General features: G+C 29.8%; 16 protein-coding genes. All 16 read left to right on the plus strand.

Annotation, left to right across the window (positions count from 1 at the left end; all coding sequences use genetic code 11):
- Nucleotides 1–40 precede the first annotated feature (40 nt).
- The 16 genes from uvrC to NG901_RS00270 all read left to right on the plus strand — a co-directional run bounded on the left by uvrC (nt 41) and on the right by NG901_RS00270 (nt 18988).
- A complete protein-coding gene (gene uvrC, locus NG901_RS00195; RefSeq protein WP_252212088.1) occupies nt 41–1915 on the plus strand; it encodes an excinuclease ABC subunit UvrC in 1875 nt (624 codons plus the stop codon).
- A gap of 72 nt (nt 1916–1987) precedes the next feature.
- Nucleotides 1988–2902: a UDP-N-acetylmuramate dehydrogenase gene (gene murB, locus NG901_RS00200; protein WP_252211634.1), complete on the plus strand. Its 915-nt coding sequence runs from the start codon at nt 1988–1990 to the stop codon at nt 2900–2902.
- 409 nt (nt 2903–3311) lie between these two features.
- The gene (gene rapZ, locus NG901_RS00205; RefSeq protein WP_252211635.1) at nt 3312–4196 is read left to right on the plus strand and encodes an RNase adapter RapZ; all 885 of its coding nucleotides are present in this window, start codon (nt 3312–3314) and stop codon (nt 4194–4196) included.
- A complete protein-coding gene (mgfK, locus tag NG901_RS00210) occupies nt 4193–5554 on the plus strand; it encodes a gluconeogenesis morphogenetic factor MgfK (protein WP_252211636.1) in 1362 nt (453 codons plus the stop codon). Before rapZ ends, mgfK begins: the two co-directional genes overlap by 4 nt.
- A gap of 15 nt (nt 5555–5569) precedes the next feature.
- Complete coding sequence (gene whiA, locus NG901_RS00215; RefSeq protein WP_252211637.1) at nt 5570–6517, plus strand: DNA-binding protein WhiA; 948 nt, start codon at nt 5570–5572, stop codon at nt 6515–6517.
- Nucleotides 6518–6564: 47 nt separating this feature from the next.
- Nucleotides 6565–6849, plus strand: a complete 285-nt coding sequence (locus NG901_RS00220) for a Dabb family protein (protein WP_252211638.1) — start codon at nt 6565–6567, stop codon at nt 6847–6849.
- A gap of 330 nt (nt 6850–7179) precedes the next feature.
- Entirely contained in the window at nt 7180–7611 is a 432-nt protein-coding gene (locus NG901_RS00225; protein ID WP_252211639.1) for a nucleotidyltransferase domain-containing protein, read from the plus strand.
- Between the two features lie 102 nt (nt 7612–7713).
- Nucleotides 7714–8061: a HepT-like ribonuclease domain-containing protein gene (locus NG901_RS00230; RefSeq protein ID WP_252212090.1), complete on the plus strand. Its 348-nt coding sequence runs from the start codon at nt 7714–7716 to the stop codon at nt 8059–8061.
- Between the two features lie 39 nt (nt 8062–8100).
- Nucleotides 8101–11715, plus strand: a complete 3615-nt coding sequence (locus NG901_RS00235; RefSeq protein ID WP_252211640.1) for a DNA polymerase III subunit alpha — start codon at nt 8101–8103, stop codon at nt 11713–11715.
- Between the two features lie 376 nt (nt 11716–12091).
- Complete coding sequence (pfkA, locus tag NG901_RS00240) at nt 12092–13054, plus strand: 6-phosphofructokinase (protein WP_252211641.1); 963 nt, start codon at nt 12092–12094, stop codon at nt 13052–13054.
- Nucleotides 13055–13113: 59 nt separating this feature from the next.
- Nucleotides 13114–14529 carry a pyruvate kinase gene (gene pyk, locus NG901_RS00245; RefSeq protein ID WP_252211642.1) on the plus strand — a complete coding sequence of 472 codons (1416 nt, stop codon included), beginning with the start codon at nt 13114–13116 and terminating at the stop codon, nt 14527–14529.
- Between the two features lie 354 nt (nt 14530–14883).
- Nucleotides 14884–15240 carry a DUF1540 domain-containing protein gene (locus NG901_RS00250; protein ID WP_252211643.1) on the plus strand — a complete coding sequence of 119 codons (357 nt, stop codon included), beginning with the start codon at nt 14884–14886 and terminating at the stop codon, nt 15238–15240.
- A 233-nt stretch (nt 15241–15473) separates the two neighbouring features.
- Complete coding sequence (rlmD, locus tag NG901_RS00255; protein ID WP_252211644.1) at nt 15474–16847, plus strand: 23S rRNA (uracil(1939)-C(5))-methyltransferase RlmD; 1374 nt, start codon at nt 15474–15476, stop codon at nt 16845–16847.
- A gap of 279 nt (nt 16848–17126) precedes the next feature.
- Complete coding sequence (locus NG901_RS00260) at nt 17127–17348, plus strand: helix-turn-helix domain-containing protein (RefSeq protein ID WP_286675150.1); 222 nt, start codon at nt 17127–17129, stop codon at nt 17346–17348.
- Entirely contained in the window at nt 17326–18012 is a 687-nt protein-coding gene (locus NG901_RS00265) for a response regulator transcription factor (protein ID WP_252211645.1), read from the plus strand. Before NG901_RS00260 ends, NG901_RS00265 begins: the two co-directional genes overlap by 23 nt.
- Nucleotides 17999–18988 carry a sensor histidine kinase gene (locus NG901_RS00270; RefSeq protein ID WP_252211646.1) on the plus strand — a complete coding sequence of 330 codons (990 nt, stop codon included), beginning with the start codon at nt 17999–18001 and terminating at the stop codon, nt 18986–18988. The genes NG901_RS00265 and NG901_RS00270 overlap by 14 nt, the downstream gene beginning before the upstream one ends.
- The last annotated feature ends 3 nt before the right edge of the window (nt 18989–18991 follow it).

Below are 18991 nucleotides of genomic sequence, written 5' to 3' on the forward strand. Positions count from 1 at the left end.
ATTAGAATACAGAAAAATATAATTTGCGGAGGTGATGATAATATTTGACTTTAAAAATCAACTTAAAATTTTACCAGATAAGCCTGGGGTATATTTAATGAAGAATTCTCTTGGTGAAGTTATTTATGTTGGAAAAGCAAAAATACTTAAAAATAGAGTAAGACAATACTTTCAAAATTCAAAAAATCATTCTGAAAAAGTAAAAGCTATGGTAAAGAATATTGCAGAATTTGAATATATAATCACTGACTCAGAAATGGAAGCATTAATATTAGAATGTAATCTAATAAAAAAATATAGTCCAAGATATAACATACTTTTAAAGGATGATAAGTTTTACCCGTTTATAAAAGTTACTATAAACGAAGAATTTCCTAAAATTTTTATTACTAGAAAATATGCAAAAGATGGTAATAAATATTTTGGACCATACACTAATATAGCTTCTGTTTATGAAACTATGAACTTAATAAAAAAAATATTTCCAATAAGAACATGTAAGAAAGCTATAACAGAAGGTGGTAATCCAACTAGACCATGTTTAAATTATCATATAAAAAAATGCAATGCACCTTGTGCAGGATACATATCTAAAGAAGAATATAGAAATATGATAAGTGAAGTAATGGAACTTTTAAGTGGAAAGAATAAAGATTTAGTGAATAAACTTCAAAAAGATATGGAGAATGCTTCACAAAATTTGGAATTTGAAAAGGCAGCTTCATTGAGGGATAAAATAATAGCTATAGATAATATAGTAGAAAAACAAAAGATCTTTAAATCTCAAGAAGGAGACGAAGATTTTATTAATTTGTATAAAGATGAAAAAGATTGTTGTGTTCAAGTATTCTTTCTTAGAGGTGGAAAAGTTACTGGCAGAGAACATTTTATATTGGAAAATAGTACATATCAAGAGGAAAGTAGTATTCTATCTCAGTTTATGATTTCTTTTTATGGGGGAACGCCTAAAGTACCTAAACATATTTATATCCCTAAAGAACAAGATACTGAAATTTTAGAAGAATTTTTAAAAATAAAAAGAGGTTCTAAAGTTAATGTTAAAGTGCCTAAAAAGGGAAGTAAAAAAGAAATGTTAGAATTAGTAAAAAATAATGCAAAGCTTACTTTAGAACAATTTAAAGAAAAGTTATTAATGGACAAGGAAATAAATAGAGGGTGTTTAGAAGAACTGAAGGAACTTTTGAATTTAGATGATATACCAAATAGAATAGAGTCTTTTGATATATCTAATATACAAGGCGTAGATTCAGTTGGTTCTATGATAGTCTTTGAAAATGGAAAAGCCAAGAATAGTGATTATAGAAGGTTTAGTATAAAATATGTTAAAAATGGTAATGAATATGATAGCATGAGAGAAATTTTAGAAAGAAGATTTACTCATGGATTAAAAGAAGTAAAAGAAATACAAGAGAGAAATCTTAAGTTTTCAAATGGAAAGTTCTCTAATTTTCCAGATCTAATTATGATGGATGGTGGAAAAGGTCAAGTTAATGTAGCTAAAGAGGTATTAAATAAGTTGGATATAAAGATACCTGTATGCGGATTAGTTAAAGATGATCACCATTCAACTAGAGGGATTATTTATAATAACGAAGAGATTATTATAAATAGAAGCTCAAATCTTATGCAATTTATAAGAAGAGTACAAGATGAAGTTCATAGATTCGCAATAACATATCATAGAAGTTTGAGAGATAAGAGAACACTACATTCAATATTAGAAGATATACCTAATATTGGTGCAAAAAGAAGAAGAGCGTTACTTATGAAATTTGGAAGTGTTGAGAATATAAAAAATGCTAAATTAGAAGAATTATTATCTACAGAATCAATAGATAATAAGGCTGCAGATAGTATTATATCTTATTTTAAAAAACATGAACATAATTCATAATTTATGCTATAATAATACGGAAATAATAATATTTACTTAAAAAATCAATATAAGTATTTGAGGAGTTTTATCATGAATCAAAATAAAAACTATAGAGTTTTATTTAGCAATTTATACAGAGATACACAAATGCAAGAAAATGCAAAAATGAGTGAGCATATAAATTTTAGAGTTGGGGGACCAGTAGATATACTTTTAACTCCAAATACTAAAGAACAAATAGTAGAAACAATAAAGATATGTAAAGAAAATAAGATACCTTTTTATGTTCTAGGAAATGGATCTAATGTTTTAGTTAAAGATTCTGGAATAAGAGGAGTTGTTATAAAGTTATCTGAATTTAATAATATAGTTAGAGATGGAAATATAATAAAAGCAGAAAGTGGTGCGTTATTAAAAGATGTATCAGCTGAAGCTTTGAAAGCATCATTAACTGGATTTGAATTTGCATGTGGAATCCCAGGTAGTGTAGGTGGAGCTGTGTTTATGAATGCAGGTGCTTACGATGGAGAGGTTTCTTTTGTAATTAAAGAAGCAGAAGTTATGGATGAAGAGGGAAATATAATAACTCTGTCAAAAGAGGAATTAAAATTAGGCTATAGAACATCAATAATAATGAAAAAAAATTATATAGTAATAAGTGCGACTTTCTGCTTTGAATCTGGAGAAAAAGACAAGATTGAAGGACGAGTATCTGAATTAACAAACAAAAGAGAAGAAAAGCAACCTTTAGAATTCCCATCTGCAGGTAGCACATTTAAAAGACCTGAAGGTCATTTTGCTGGTAAGTTAATTCAAGATGCAGGATTAAAAGGTTTTACTTTAGGTGGAGCTGCTGTATCAGGCAAACATTGTGGTTTTATAATAAACAAAGGGAATGCTACAGCTAAGGATATTCTAGATTTAATAGAATATGTTCAAAAAGAAGTAAAGAAACAATTTGATGTAGATTTATATCCAGAAGTTAGAATAATAGGTGAAGATTAATCATATAATATTTAAAAAAATAAAGAACTCAAAAGCGTTAATGCTTTTGAGTTCTTTATTTTAAAAAAAGGCTATGTTTTAGCAGAGTGTTGATATATGCCACTTTACCTATTGCATACATCAACATGCATTTAAAACAGAGCCTAAAAAAACTCTATATTGGAATTTTTAAAGTAGATATTTAGTAGAAAATTTTTAGGATTTTAAACCCAAGTTTTCAATTCTAATCTTTTTATTTTAAACTAAAAGGCGTGATACAACTACTTTGTTCTTATAATATTGATAAAACATTTAATTAAAAACAGTCATAGAACTTTTTTTATTACAATGTATACTCTATAATATGTTATAATTTTAAGATGATAGTTATTAAATAAGTTATCGTTTATAGATAAGGAGGTCTTATTAGATGAGATTTGTGATAGTTACAGGATTATCAGGTGCAGGTAAAACACAAGCAACTAGAAGTTTAGAAGACTTAGGATATTTTTGTGTTGATAATTTGCCACCTAAATTAATAAATAAATTTGCAGAGTTATGTTCTCAAAGCGATGGGAAAATTGATAAAGTTGCATTAGTAATTGATATAAGAGGAGGAGTCTTCTTTGATGATTTATTTGAAACTTTAAATTACTTAAAGGAAAATGAATTTAAATATGAAATATTATTTTTAGATGCCTCAGATGAAGTTCTTATAAAGAGGTTTAAAGAATCAAGAAGAAGTCATCCATTATCACCAGATGGTAGAGTTTTAAATGGAATAATTCAAGAAAGAAGCAAATTAAGAGAAATTAAAGACAGAGCAGATATAATAATTGATACATCAAAATATGCTATAAGAGATTTAAGAGAAAAGATGAATGAACATTATGGGGATAATATTGAATCAGAAAAGCAATTATCAATTACTGTATTAAGCTTTGGATTCAAATATGGTATACCAGTGGATTCAGATTTAGTATTTGATGTAAGGTTTATACCAAATCCATTTTATATACCTGAACTTAAACAATATTCAGGCAATGATAAATCAGTAAAGGACTATGTATTAAAGCAGGAAGAAACTATTACTTTTATAGAAAAGTTACAAGATATGCTTGAATATTTAGTACCTAATTATATAAAAGAAGGAAAAAGACAACTTATAATCTCTATAGGATGCACAGGGGGAAGACATCGTTCTGTAGCAATTGCTAATGAGATTCATGAAAGATTAAATAAAGGAAATTACAAAGCAAAGATAGAGCATAGAGATGTTGGTGAAGATCTTCATAGAGGAGAAAAGAAACTATGAGGATAAAGGAATTAATTAAACCGGGAATCAAAGTTAAGAGGTGGCTCTTCTTTGGTATATTTGGGATATTATTAATTGCATTTGGATTTACAGAATTAGTAACTCATAGAGTATATGATTTATATTATAAAATATTTTATGTATTTTTAAATATTACAGGAATTTTTGTTTTGTATATTTCGGTAACTGAAAGTATGAAATCAATAATAGCATTAGTAAATAGAGGATATATAAAAGTATCTTTTGACAGTAAAAAGATAGAAAGTTTTATAGAGGAAAAGAGATTATTAATAAAGGGACCTAAGATAGTAGTTATAGGAGGCGGAACAGGCCTTTCTACTATGCTTAGGGGACTTAAGTACTATACATCTAATATAACTGCAATAGTAACAGTTGCTGATGATGGTGGTGGATCCGGAGATTTAAGAGAAGACTTAGGAATGCTTCCACCAGGAGATATAAGAAACTGTATATTAGCTTTAGCAGATACAGAGCCTATAATGGAGAATTTACTTCAATATAGATTTAAAGAAGGAAAACTGAAAAACCAAAGCTTTGGTAATTTATTTTTAGCAGCAATGGATGGAATTTCTGATAATTTTGAAGAAGCGGTACAAAAAATGAGTTCTGTATTAGCAGTTACAGGAAAAGTTGTTCCAGTAACTTTAGATAATATGGAACTTGAAGCAACCCTTAAAAATGGAAAAGTGATTAGGGGAGAATCTCAAATACCGGAAGAAGCTATAAAACAAAATTCAAAAATAAGAAATTTTAGAATTATACCTGAAAATGCAAAGCCATTAAAAGAAGCTATAGAAGCTATAAGAGAAGCTGATGCCATCGTTATGGGACCAGGAAGCCTTTATACAAGTATAATACCTAATTTATTAGTAAAAGATATAGCAAAAGAAGTAAGAAAAAGCGAGGCATTAAAGTTTTATATATCTAATATAATGACACAGCCAGGTGAAACTACAAAGTTTAAAGTATCAGATCACTTAAAGGTGTTACAAAAATATGGTGGTAAAGATATAGTGAATTATGTTATTGCTAATGTTGGTGAAGTGGAAAATGAATTAAAAGAAAAGTATAAATTAGAAGATGCTGAATTAGTTAAACTAGATAGTGAAGCTGTAGATAACTTAGGAATAAAAATAATTGGTGACAATTTAGTTAAAATAAGTAAGGGATTTATAAAGCATGATGCTGATAAATTAGCTCAAGTTTTAGTTGATACTATTATGGAAAAGAAATTGCTATATGATAAGAAAAAGATAATAGAATATATGTATTTATCTCAGCGTATTAAAGAAAGAGTAAAAGAAGAGAAAACTAAATCAATTCTAAAAAAATTATAGATAAGGGGAAATAGGATGTCATTTTCATCTAAAGTTAAAGGCGAAATATGTAGATATGTGGATATGTGTAAAGAAGATGCATTAGCAGAAATATCTGCAATAATGAAAGTGAGTGGAACCATAGCTTTTAGTGGAAGTGGTTTAAGCTTCAAAATGACCACAGAAAATCCAGCAAGTGCAAGACTAATATTTACTCTCTTAAAAGAACATTTTAATATACACTCAAAGCTTATGGTTAAAAAAAGTAATTCTCTAAAAAAGAATAATATTTATATGGTTGTTATTTTAGAAGATATGGGTGTTAGAGAGCTATTATACGAGACTGGAATACTGCAAGATATTGATGGCATAATGAACTTAAATTACAGAATTAATAAGAGTATGATTGAAACAGAAGAGAACAGAAGAGCCTATATAAGAGGTGCTTTTATTGGTGGTGGAAGTATAAGTAATCCAGAAAGAACATATCACTTAGAATTTGTTACTCATAGTGAAGAATATGCTATAGATTTAAAGGATATTATAAATACTTTTGGATTGAATTCTAAAGTTATCCAAAGAAAAAGTAGTCATATAATTTATATTAAAGAAGGAGAACAAATTGTAGACTTACTTAATATAATTGGTGCTCATGCATCTCTATTAGAACTTGAAAATATACGTATAATGAAGGAAATGAGAAATAATGTCAATAGACTCGTTAATTGTGAAACTGCTAATTTATCTAAAACAGTTAACGCTGCAGTTAGACAAGTTGAAAGTATTAGATTAATTCAAAATAAAATAGGATTACAAAGATTACCACAAAATCTTAGAGAAGTAGCAGAATTAAGATTAAATTATCCAGATGAGTCATTAAAGGAATTAGGACAAATGCTTGATCCAAAAGTTGGGAAGTCTGGAATAAATCATAGACTAAGAAAAATTGAGAAAATAGCAGAAGAATTAAGAACCGGAAACTAAGGCACATTCAAAAAAATAATAAGACTATAAAAAGGGAGGATGAATTTATGTTTACTCATATAGTATTTTTTAAATTAAAGGACCCAACTAAGGAAAATATAAAGTTTGTTGAGGAAGCTTTATTAAGTATGAATGGAAAGATTGAAGAACTTAAGGAATTAGAAGTTGGTGTTGATGTTATAAGAAGTGAAAGAAGCTTTGATATTGGAATTATAACTAGATTCGACTCTAAGGAAGACTGTTTAGCTTATGATATTAATGAATATCATGTGGAAAAAGTTAAAAAGGTTGTTGGACCTTATGTAGAATGTAGTAAGTCATTAGATTTTTAGAATGAATTTAATAAAAGCTACGTTAGATGCTTTGTATCTAACGTAGCTTTCTCCATCTTAGTATTGTAGTTTTTTTCATTTATAATTAATTTTACGGTAGGGATTTCGTTAGGAAACCTATCAACTTTGTTATAATTGATATATGAAATTAGTAGTATGGCTATAATACTAATAGGAATTAATTTACGCATATTTAACACCTCTTAAATTAATTATACAATACACTTATTTTACGCATATTGTATTATAAAAGAATTTTACTAAAGTTAGTGTTTTGGTTTAAGAATTAATATTGTTAGTCTATAATTATATATAGGTGGTGATTACTTTTTGGAAAAAGTTGAATTTTTAAATAAGCTTAGAGAATTTAATAGTATTGTGTGTATAGCTCAATTTAGTAGTTACGGAACTGAATATTGGATAAGGGATAGAAGTGATATTGACTTAGCTGTGATTGTAAAATCAAACATTAGTTTTCTTGATACATTAGATATTGAAGAGGAACTTGTAGAATTAGCAATGGAATACTATAATTATGATAAAATTCATCTTACATTTATATTATTTAAGGAATTCGAAAGCAAGTATGCAAGGATTGCAGTAGATAGTAATAATAAATATATAGTTGATGAAGAAGCATGGTATGATTTTCAACACTATGTTTTAAAATTTGTTAGAAATAATGAACGATTGGAGAAGATTTTAAAGATAGATGAACAGTATAGTTATTTTGGAGGTGTGATAGATGAGTCCTTACTATAAGTATAAAAAGAAAAGTTCTTAGAAAAATATAAGGCTGCTTATAATAACTTAAGTGATTTAAAGGAATCTATTAATCAATATAAAAACACTAATAGTAAAATAATTAGAAGAGCTATGTTTGCATTTTTTCAAGATTTCTGTGAATATATTATTGATATGTGCGAAAATTATATAATCATTAACGATGGAAGAGTGAATAGTACTACAACTTCATTAAAATTAATAGAACAAGCTTTTAATGAGGGATTTTTTGATAAAAATCTAAAGAACTGTTTATCTATGGCAGTGAAGTTAAGAAATAGATACACTCATGATTATTATCAGAGAGAGTCTAGTGAAAAGCAAATTGAAGATTTTTGCTTTCAAAAATTAGCTTACTTAGAAATATTTTTAGAGGAAAGTAAAGAGCATGTGATATTAAAATATAAGGATAATAGTAAAAATAATTAGATATATTTAATTTTTATGGAAGGGAGGTACATTACTGAGATGGTGTCAACTAAAAATGAGAAAGAAATAGGGATAGCTGATAAGGAAAGAAAAGACTTTGTTCATCTTCATCTTCACACTGGATATAGTTTATTAGATGGATCGGGAAAAATAAAAGAAATCATGGCAAAAACAAAAGAACTTGGAATGAATAGTATAGCTATAACTGATCATGGAGTTTTATATGGACTTGTAGATTTTTATAAAGCAGCCATTGAATATGGGATTAAACCAATACTTGGATGTGAAGTATATGTTGCAGGAAAATCTATGAAAATAAAGCAACCTGATAAAGATAATTCAACATATCATTTGGTTTTGTTAGTAAAAAATGAGATTGGCTATAGAAATTTAATGAAGATAGTATCTACAGCATCAATAGAAGGGTTCTATTATAAGCCTAGAGTGGATCACGAGTATTTAAAGGCACATAGTGAAGGGCTAATAGCTCTTAGCGCTTGTTTAGGCGGAGAAGTGCAATCTTATGAGTTGAAAGGTAACTATGAAAAGGCTAAAGAAACAGCACTTTTATATAAAGAAATATTTAAAGAGGATTTCTATTTAGAAATTCAAAATCATGGCATGGATGAACAAAGAAAAGTAAATGAAGAAAATATAAAGTTATCTAAAGAATTAGGAATACCATTAGTAGCAACTAATGATGTTCATTACATAAAAAAAGATGGTTATAAATCACATGACATATTAATGTGTATTCAAACAGGAAAAACTGTGGATGATGTTAATAGAAGAAGATATCCTTCAGACCAGTTCTATTTAAAATCTCCTGAAGAAATGTGGGAAATGTTTTCTTACATACCTGAAGCATTAGAGAATACTGTGAAAATTTCTAAGCAGTGTAATTATGAATATAAATTCCATGAATCTAAGTTACCTAAATTTCCATTACCAGAAGGTGAAGAACCTTATAATTATTTGAAGAATACTTGTTATATGGGATTAATAGAGAGATATGAGGAATTTAAAGAGTTTAGGGGGAAGGATCTAGATTATGCTAAATTAGATGACTTAAAATCTAAAAATGATTCTGCAAAAGATCTTATAGATAGGCTTGAATATGAGCTTCAGATAATAAAACAAATGGGATATATTGATTATTTCCTAATTGTTTGGGATTTTATTAAATTTGCTAATGATAATGGAATACCAACAGGACCTGGGCGTGGTAGCGCCGCTGGCTCAATAATTGCATATACATTAGGAATAACGAAGATAGATCCAATAAAGTATAGTCTAATATTTGAAAGATTTTTAAATCCAGAAAGAGTATCTATGCCTGATATAGATAGTGACTTTTGCTATGAGAGAAGACAGGAAGTAATAGATTATGTAGTAGAAAAGTATGGAGAAGATAATGTATCTCAAATTATAACCTTTGGAACAATGGCAGCTAGAGCATGTATTAGGGATGTAGGTAGAGCTATGAATTATAGCTATAGTGAAGTTGATAAGATATGTAAAATGATACCTACAATGCTTGGTATAACTATAGAAAAGGCACTTGATTTTAATCCTGAACTTAAAGAGATATATGATAAAGACGAAAGAGTTAAGTCATTAATAGATATGTCAAAGGACTTAGAAGGACTTCCAAGACATTCATCAACTCATGCAGCTGGTGTAGTTATTGCATCAACGCCATTGGTTCAATACGTACCTTTACAAAAAAATGATGAAATGATAGTAACTCAATTTGGAATGACTACATTAGAAGAACTAGGATTATTGAAAATGGATTTCTTAGGTCTTAGAACATTAACTGTAATGAATGAGGCACTTAAAATTATAAAAGAAAATAGAAATATAGATATAGATTTAGATAAAATCGATTTTGACGATAAAGAAGTTTATAAGATGATAGGGGAAGGGAAGACTGCGGGAGTATTCCAATTAGAATCTCCTGGAATGGTATCATTCATGAAAGAATTAAAGCCTGATTCTTTAGAAGATATAATTGCCGGAATTTCATTATATAGACCAGGTCCAATGGCTGAAATACCAAGATATATAGAATGTAAGAGAAATCCTGAGAAAGTCAAATATGATGCACCAGAACTAGAAGAAATACTAGATGTAACGTATGGAGTAATGGTATATCAAGAGCAAGTTATGGAGATAGTTAGAAAGCTAGCAGGATATTCTATGGGACGAAGTGATATGGTTAGAAGAGCCATGTCAAAGAAGAAACATAAAGTCATGGAAGAAGAAAGAAAGAATTTCATTCATGGAATTATAGAAAATGATGAAGTGGTAGTTCCAGGATGTATTAGAAATGGAATTAGTGAAGAAGCAGCAAATAAGATCTTTGATAATATGATGGATTTTGCTTCGTATGCATTTAATAAATCCCATGCAGCAGCATATGCAGTAGTTGGATATCAAACTGCATATTTAATGAAATATTATCCTGTAGAAATGATAGCAGCCATGTTAAATTCATTTATGGGAAGTAGTGAAAAAGTAGTATATTATATTTCGAAAGCTGAAGAATTGGGTATACAAGTACTTCCACCAGATATAAATGAAAGTTTTGCTAAATTTACTGTTAAAGGAGAAACTATCAGATTCGGTTTGGCAGCTATAAAAAATGTTGGTATGAATTTAATAAATAGTGTTGTGAAAACAAGAGAGAATAAAGGTAAATTTGATTCATTATTTGATTTCATTAGTAAGATAGATTTATCTGCTATAAACAAAAGAACTATTGAAAGTTTAATAAAATCAGGAACATTTGATAGCTTTAAGATATATAGATCAAAATTATTGGCTGTATATGAAAAAATGGTTGATAGTATTTCAAGTGATAGAAAAAGAAATATAGATGGACAAATAAGTTTGTTTGCATCAGATGATATTTATGTACCAGAAATAGAATATCCAAATATAAATGAATTTGATAAACGTTCATTATTAACAATGGAAAAAGAGATGACGGGATTATATATATCAGGTCATCCATTAGATGATTATGTACAAAGTTTAAAATTTCAAACTTCAAATGAAATAGGAAAAATATTTTCACATCATGAGTTATTAGATGATACTTTAGAAATTCCAATGCTAGATGATGTTATTATTAATAATGAATCTGGAATTAATGATAATGATAGAGTGATTCTTGGTGGAATATTAACACAAGTGAATAAAAAAGTTACAAGAAATAACACAATCATGGCATTTTTACAATTAGAAGATTTAACTGGAACCATAGAAGTTATAGTTTTTCCAAAAGTATTAGATAGAGTTAGAGAACTATGCAATGAGGACGATCTAGTAATAATTAAAGGTAGAATAAGTCTAAAAACAGATGAGTTGCCTAAATTAATATGTGAAAGTATAGAACCTTTGGAAAAAATAAATGCTTCTAAAATATATTTAAGAGTACAAAATACTATTAAAGCAAAAGAATTAAGTTTAAATTTAAAGGACTTAATAAAAAATTATAAAGGTGATACACCTATTTATATTTTTGCAGCAGAGCAAAGACAGCAGTTTAGAGTTCCAAGAGATAGATGGATAGATATGAATGAAGAATCTTTAGATTTACTAAGAAAATTTGTTGGAGATGAAAATGTAAAAGTGATAGAATTATAGTTATTAAGGGTATAATATCTAATAGTGTAAAATAAAAAATAATCATAATAGTATATGATTTTAATTTTACTTGGTTATAATATAAGTTGAGTGTTATTTAAAAATATATAAAATTAGTATATAATCTAATATGTTAACACTATTTTATTTAATAATTATCATGATAAATAAAGAATTATATATAATATTGTCTAAAAAATCACTAAATATGTTATGGATTTTTTAGATAAAAATATATTAATATCAAAACTTATCTAAATATGATTGATAAATATTACATTTTTATGTACAATTGTTAGTGGTTAATAAGATATGCATAAACTATGCGCAGGTAGGACTTTGGGTGTCCTAGTTGTTTTTTAAGGAGGAATATATTATGAAGAAAATAGCTATTTTAACAAGTGGTGGAGATGCCCCAGGAATGAATGCCGCTATAAGAGCAGTAGTAAGAACAGCCATTGATAAAGGACTTGAAGTTATGGGAGTTCAAAGAGGCTACAGTGGATTACTTAATGGTGAGCTATTTGCAATGAATAGAACATCAGTATCTGATATTATTCAAAGAGGTGGAACAATCCTAAGAACTGCTAGATGCCCAGAGTTCAAAGATGAAGAGGTAAGAAAAAGAGCAGTTAAAATACTAAATGCTTATGGTGTAGATGCTTTAGTTGTTATTGGTGGAGATGGATCTTTCATGGGAGCCAAGTTACTATCAAAACTAGGAATCAAGACTATAGGATTACCAGGAACAATAGATAATGATTTAGCTTATACTGATTTCACAATAGGATTTGATACAGCATTAAATACTATTGTTGATGCAATAAATAAAATAAGAGATACATCAACTTCTCATGAAAGAGTTTCAATAATTGAAGTTATGGGAAGAGATTGTGGAGATTTAGCTCTTCATGCTGGTATATCAAGTGGAGCAGAAGCTATAATAGTTCCAGAAATGGGTGACTTCGATAGAGATGCTCTTTGCAGAACTATATTAGAAGGTAAAAACCATGGAAAAACTCATAGTATAGTTATTCTTGCAGAAGGAATTGGTGGAGCAGAAGAACTATCAAAATATGTTCAAGAATTAACAGGAATAGAAGCAAGAGCTACAATTTTAGGTCATATTCAAAGAGGTGGAGCACCATCAGCTTCCGATAGAGTTTTAGCTTCAAGATTAGGAGCCAGAGCAGTAGATGTTCTTCTACAAGGAGAAACTTCAAGAGTAATAGGAATTAGAGATAATCAAATTATAGACCAAGATATAGATGAAGCATTAGCTATGGAAAGCAAATTCGATATAGATCTATATAATGTAGCAGAAGTATTATCACGCTAATAAATTTTTATTTATATAAATTTTTATAAACTAATTAGAATAAAGAGGAGTGTACTTACATGAGAAAGACTAAAATGATTTGTACTATTGGACCAGCAAGTGAAGACAGAGAAATATTAGAACAAGTAATGTTAGCAGGAATGAATGCTTCAAGACATAACTTTTCACATGGTGATCACGAAGAACATAGAGGAAGAATAGAAAAAGTTAAAGAATTATCAAAGAAACTTGATAAAGAAATAGCTATCATTCTTGATACAAAAGGACCAGAAATAAGAACTGGAAAATTCGAACCAAACAAAGTTGAATTAGTTAAGGGTACAGAATTTACAGTATATGCAGGAGACATGTCAGTAGTTGGAGACACTACAAAATGTGCAGTTACTTATGAAGGATTAGCTAATGATGTTAAGCCAGGAAACACAATCTTAATAGATGACGGTTTAGTAGGATTAACTGTTAAATCAGTAAAAGGAAACGCAGTTATCTGTGAAGTTCAAAATACTGGATTAGTTGGAACTCATAAAGGTGTAAATGTACCAGGAGTTTCAATTCAATTACCAGCTCTTACAGAAAAAGATAAATCAGATTTAATATTTGGTTGTGAAATGGGAGTTACTATGATAGCAGCTTCATTCGTAAGAAAAGCAGCTGACGTAGTAGCTATAAGAAAAGTTCTTGATGAAAATGGTGGAAAGAACATCTTAATCTGCCCTAAAATCGAAAACCAAGAAGGTGTTGATAACATCGATTCAATCTTAGAAATCTCTGATGCTGTAATGGTAGCTAGAGGAGATCTTGGTGTTGAAATTCCAATAGAACAAGTACCAGCAGTTCAAAAAATGATCATCCAAAAATGTAATGCAGCTGGAAAGCCAGTTGTTACTGCAACTCAAATGTTAGATTCTATGATCAGAAATCCAAGACCAACAAGAGCTGAAGTTTCAGACGTAGCTAATGCTATCTTAGATGGTACAGATGCTATAATGTTATCAGGAGAAAGTGCTAACGGAACTTACCCAGTAGAAGCTGTTAGAACTATGGCTAAAATTGCTGAAGAAACTGAAAAACAATTAGCTCATAAAGTTGCTTACTCTAACAACAAATCTTCTATGTCAGAAGTAATTTCAAGAGCAGCATGTAATGCAGCTAATGAATTAGAAGCAACTGCTATAATTTCTTCAACTCAAACAGGAGCTACTGCTAAGAGAATATCTAAATCTAGACCAGATTGTACAATCATAGCTGTTACTCCAGATGAAGTAGTAGCAAAACAATTAGCATTCTCATGGGGAGTTTATCCAATAGTTGCTGATAAAATGTCTTCAACTGACGAAATGATGGTAAAATCAGTTGAAATAGCAAAAGAACATAACTATGTTAAAAATGGTGATACAGTAGTTTTAGCTGCTGGAGTTCCAGTTGATAAAACAGGAACAACTAACCTATTAAAAGTTAGCGTAGTAGGAGAATAATAAATTTATAATAAAAAAGCTTTCGATTTTATTCGAGAGCTTTTTTATTCTTTTTATTAATTATTTTACAAATAATTTTAGTTAAATAATTAAATGTAAAAATCATTTACAAATAATTTACAAAATAATTATATTATGTTATGATAGAATGTATATTATTTATTGTATTAGACAATAATTATAATAAGGAATTAATTGGCAACTGATTCTCTATTTGCACCCTTAGGGGTGCCTTTTTTTATGGTTTTTTAGTGTGTTGATATGTGAATAAGCAAAGTGGACTGAGCAAAGAATAAGTTTTATTATAATGGAGCAAAATAAGTCATAAGGAAAATATAAGAAAGAGTGATAATTATGACTATGTTAAATTGTGCAGCCATGAGTTGCGTACATAATGAAGCAGGAATGTGTCAAGCAGGATATATATTAATTGAAGGAAATGATTCAACAACGACTTTAGAAACAAAATGTTCCAGTTATAAGTCAAATAAATTCATTAACCAAGTAAAGGCACTTGCTAATACTAATTATGTTGGAGAAGTAATGCAATTATTTTCTTCTATGGATGAAGTAAAGATGAATCCTCAAATTAATTGTCAGGCAGTAAATTGTTTTTTTAATTCTTCAGGAAAATGTGAATCAAGAAATGTAGCTATTTCTGTTGATAAAAATGATCAGTTTAAGGCTATGTGTGAAACTTTTGTAAAATAATATTTTTTATAAAGTTTTTTCTAGCATATATATGATTATATATAAATCTACTAATTCATATTAGCCTTAGAGATTTTTCTACTAATGAATATTTGTTTACTATGGATGAATAATTAAATATATAATTAGTAAGGAAATATAAAACTCAAAGGTTTGTTAATTAAGCTATTATATAAAACTTATAATGTGATATAATTTATAGAAGTTATAATTAAATAAAGGTGGATTTTAAGTTGATAGAAAAAAATAAAGAATACATTTTAGATATATTATCACAAGGATATGAAGGCGAAGGAGTAGCTAAAATAGAGGGGTATCCTGTATTTATTCAAGGAGCCTTACAAGGTGAAAAAGTTAAAACAAAAATTATAAAAGTTAAGAAAAATTATGCATATGGTAAGATAGAAAAAATACTTAATTCATCAGAAGATAGAGAAGAACCTAAATGTTCAAATTATAAAAGATGTGGTGGATGTTCAATTCAACATATGACTTATAAAAAACAATTAGATTTTAAATGGGAAAGAGTAAAAGACTGTATAGAGAAGATTGGTGGATTATCTAAAGATTTAGTTAAGTATCCTATTGGAATGGAAGCTGATCCGTATAGATATAGAAATAAAGTTCAACTTCCAATTGGAAAAGTAAATGGTGAAGTTGTAATTGGATTTTATGCTCCAAGAAGCCATAACATAATAGATTTAGATTATTGTTTAATTCAAGATAAAGTTGCAGATGAAGTGGCAAAGCTTACTAAAGAATGGATTAAAAGAAATAACATTGAACCTTCAACAATTGATGGTGAATTTAATCCTAACGGAATTTTAAAACATTTAATGATAAGAAGAGGATTTAAAACAGATGAAGTAATGGTTGTTCTTGTTGCTACTACTTCAAACATTCCTAAATTAGATGAATTTAAAAATATAATATTAGAAAATATAAAAGGAATAAAAAGTATAATATTAAGTATAAACTCTAAAAATACAAATGTTATTTTAGGTGAAGAATGTATAACATTATATGGTGAAGATACTATTAAAGATTACATAGGAGAATTTAAATTTAATATATCTCCATTATCATTTTTTCAGGTTAACCCAATTCAAACTGAGATATTGTATAATAAAGCATTAGAATATGCAGGGTTAACAGGTAATGAAACTGTTTTTGATGCATATTGTGGAACTGGAACAATAACTTTATTTTTATCTAAAAAAGCAAAAAAAGTGTACGGTGTTGAGATAATAGAACCTGCAATTATTAACGCTAAAGAAAATGCTAAACTTAATAATGTGGATAATGCAGAATTTTTTGTGGGTAAGTCTGAGGAAGTAATTCCAAATCTTATAAATGAAGGAATAAAAGCTGATATAATAGTTGTAGATCCACCAAGAAAGGGTTGTGACATTAAATTATTAGAGGCAATTGGAGAAGTTAAACCAGAAAGAGTGGTTTATGTTTCATGTGATCCAAGTACATTATCTAGAGATTTAAAAATCTTAGATGAAAAAGGATACAAGATTATTGAAATTCAGCCGGTAGATATGTTCCCACAAACTAGTCATGTGGAGTGCTGTGTGTTGTTACAACGAGCAGATACGTAGAAATCCTTTGTTTTAGGAACTTTTTCAAATATATTATTTTCACTGGTGATGGGATAAAATCAGAAATAAGGTCATTAAGAACTATATCAATGTTTCTGTGGTAGTTGATATAGAGTGTGGGGATACAATAAAATAAAGGTCAAGAATCAAAGGGGTACCGTTAAAATGATACCTATTCTTCTCTTGTTTAGATGTTCAGAAATGAGCGTCTTTTTTCTTGCTATTTTTATACCTCGGTTTGTATATTTCCGTCGAAAGAAATATAATAAAATTATAGAGGTGTTATGCGTGGATTATATAACTACAAAAGAAGCAGCGAAAAATTGGGGAATCACAGACAGAATGGTAGTGTACCATTGTTCTGCTGGACGTATTAATGGAGATAAAAAAATAGGAAATACATGGCTTGTTCTGATTGACACTGAAAAACCGGCTGACGGACGATACAAGAGCAGTAAAGTAAAGGTGGTGAAAATAAATGAAACAGATATTTTTAGTTGAGGATGATAAGGCAATTGCCAGAAACCTTGTGCTTCTGCTCCGCTCGGAGGGATTTACAGTTACTCACGCCACTACGAGGAGTGAAGCCATTACAACGCTTGCTGGGAATAAATTTGACTTGGCGTTGATTGATATTTCTTTACCTGATGGAAATGGCTTTACGGTTTGTACGGAAATCAAAGAAAAGCAAGATATCCCAGTCATCTTTTTGACAGCTTCCGGCGATGAATCAAGTGTTGTTACTGGGCTGAACATTGGAGCAGACGACTATATCACTAAGCCTTTTCGTCCGCGTGAACTGATTGCACGAATCAGAACAGCCTTGCGAAAAAGCGGACGTTCTCCATCGGCTTTTGAAATCTGCGGGCTTCATGTTGATATGGCAAGTGGAGTTGTGAAAAAGGATGGCAGTGAAGTTTTTCTTTCAGCCTTAGAATATCGTTTGTTGTTGATATTTATTAGTAACCCTAAAAGTATTATCACGAGGGTCAGGCTGCTTGACGAATTGTGGGACGCAGCGGGCGAGTTTGTCAATGACAATACATTGACAGTATACATCAAACGCTTACGGGAGAAGATAGAGAATGATCCAGCAAGCCCGCAAATCATTATAACAGTTCGTGGGACAGGATATAGATTGGGGGACGGGTATGCTTCGGAATAGAGAGTTTAGGCAGCTTGCCATTTTGTTCTTCTTAATAGTTGTTGCCACTGTAACGCTGGGATTTGCAATCAATAGGTTGGCTGGAATCCTTGCCATTGCTTCTTCAGTTACCTTTGGAACAGTATTTTTTGCTTTTACCAAAGCTAGATATAAAAGTATTGCGAAGATTTCAGATCAAATTGATCTTGTGCTTCATAACGCTGATCATCTGTATATTGGTGAATCAGACGAGGGTGAACTTTCCATTCTGCAAAGCGAGATAACAAAAATGATGTTGCGTATTCGGGAACAAAATGACGCATTGAAAAAAGAAAAAGAACATCTTGCCGATTCGCTGGCTGACATAGCCCACCAACTCCGCACCCCTCTTACATCCGTAAGCCTTATTCTGTCATTGTTAGAGAATAACTCTGACGAAAATGAACGAAAAGCATTGATACGGGAAACAAAGGAATTGTTTGTACAGATGGATTGGCTGCTTACTTCATTGTTGAAATTATCCCGCCTGGATGCTGGCATTGTGGTGTTCCAAAGTGAGCAGATAGATGTAAATAACTTGATATGCGCTGCACTTCGTCCGTTTCTAATCCGAATGGAGTTGCACGATATTGTTGTGCAAATAGATGTGCCGAAAAAGATAATTATTCAGGGTGATTCTGCTTGGCTTTCGGAAGCAATTCAAAACATTCTAAAAAATTGCATGGAAAGCGCAGGAGAGAATGGGAAGATTGAGATTGTCTGCACGGACAATTCATTGTTTACCGAGATTGCCATCCACGACAGCGGTGCGGGTTTTGAAAAAGAAGATTTACCATTCCTGTTTGACAGATTTTATCGAGGGAAAGTACCAAATGCTACAGGATATGGGATTGGATTGGCTCTTTGTAAGATGATTATAACACAGCAGGGTGGGACGATTACCACAAAAAATCACCCGCATGGTGGTGCGATATTTTCCATTCGTTTCCCAAAGTGACGA

It is taken from the genome of Clostridium sp. CMCC3677 (assembly GCF_023845585.1).
GTDB classification, from domain to species: domain Bacteria; phylum Bacillota; class Clostridia; order Clostridiales; family Clostridiaceae; genus Clostridium; species Clostridium aquiflavi.

Coding starts and splice junctions, on each gene's coding strand:
- mgfK (WP_252211636.1), top strand. CDS start 4,193: ATGAGGATAAAGGAATTAATTAAACCGGGAATCAAAGTTAAGAGGTGG.
- NG901_RS00270 (WP_252211646.1), top strand. CDS start 17,999: ATGCTTCGGAATAGAGAGTTTAGGCAGCTTGCCATTTTGTTCTTCTTA.
- NG901_RS00265 (WP_252211645.1), top strand. CDS start 17,326: ATGAAACAGATATTTTTAGTTGAGGATGATAAGGCAATTGCCAGAAAC.
- pyk (WP_252211642.1), top strand. CDS start 13,114: ATGAGAAAGACTAAAATGATTTGTACTATTGGACCAGCAAGTGAAGAC.
- NG901_RS00220 (WP_252211638.1), top strand. CDS start 6,565: ATGTTTACTCATATAGTATTTTTTAAATTAAAGGACCCAACTAAGGAA.
- whiA (WP_252211637.1), top strand. CDS start 5,570: ATGTCATTTTCATCTAAAGTTAAAGGCGAAATATGTAGATATGTGGAT.
- pfkA (WP_252211641.1), top strand. CDS start 12,092: ATGAAGAAAATAGCTATTTTAACAAGTGGTGGAGATGCCCCAGGAATG.
- rapZ (WP_252211635.1), top strand. CDS start 3,312: ATGAGATTTGTGATAGTTACAGGATTATCAGGTGCAGGTAAAACACAA.
- NG901_RS00250 (WP_252211643.1), top strand. CDS start 14,884: ATGACTATGTTAAATTGTGCAGCCATGAGTTGCGTACATAATGAAGCA.
- NG901_RS00235 (WP_252211640.1), top strand. CDS start 8,101: ATGGTGTCAACTAAAAATGAGAAAGAAATAGGGATAGCTGATAAGGAA.
- murB (WP_252211634.1), top strand. CDS start 1,988: ATGAATCAAAATAAAAACTATAGAGTTTTATTTAGCAATTTATACAGA.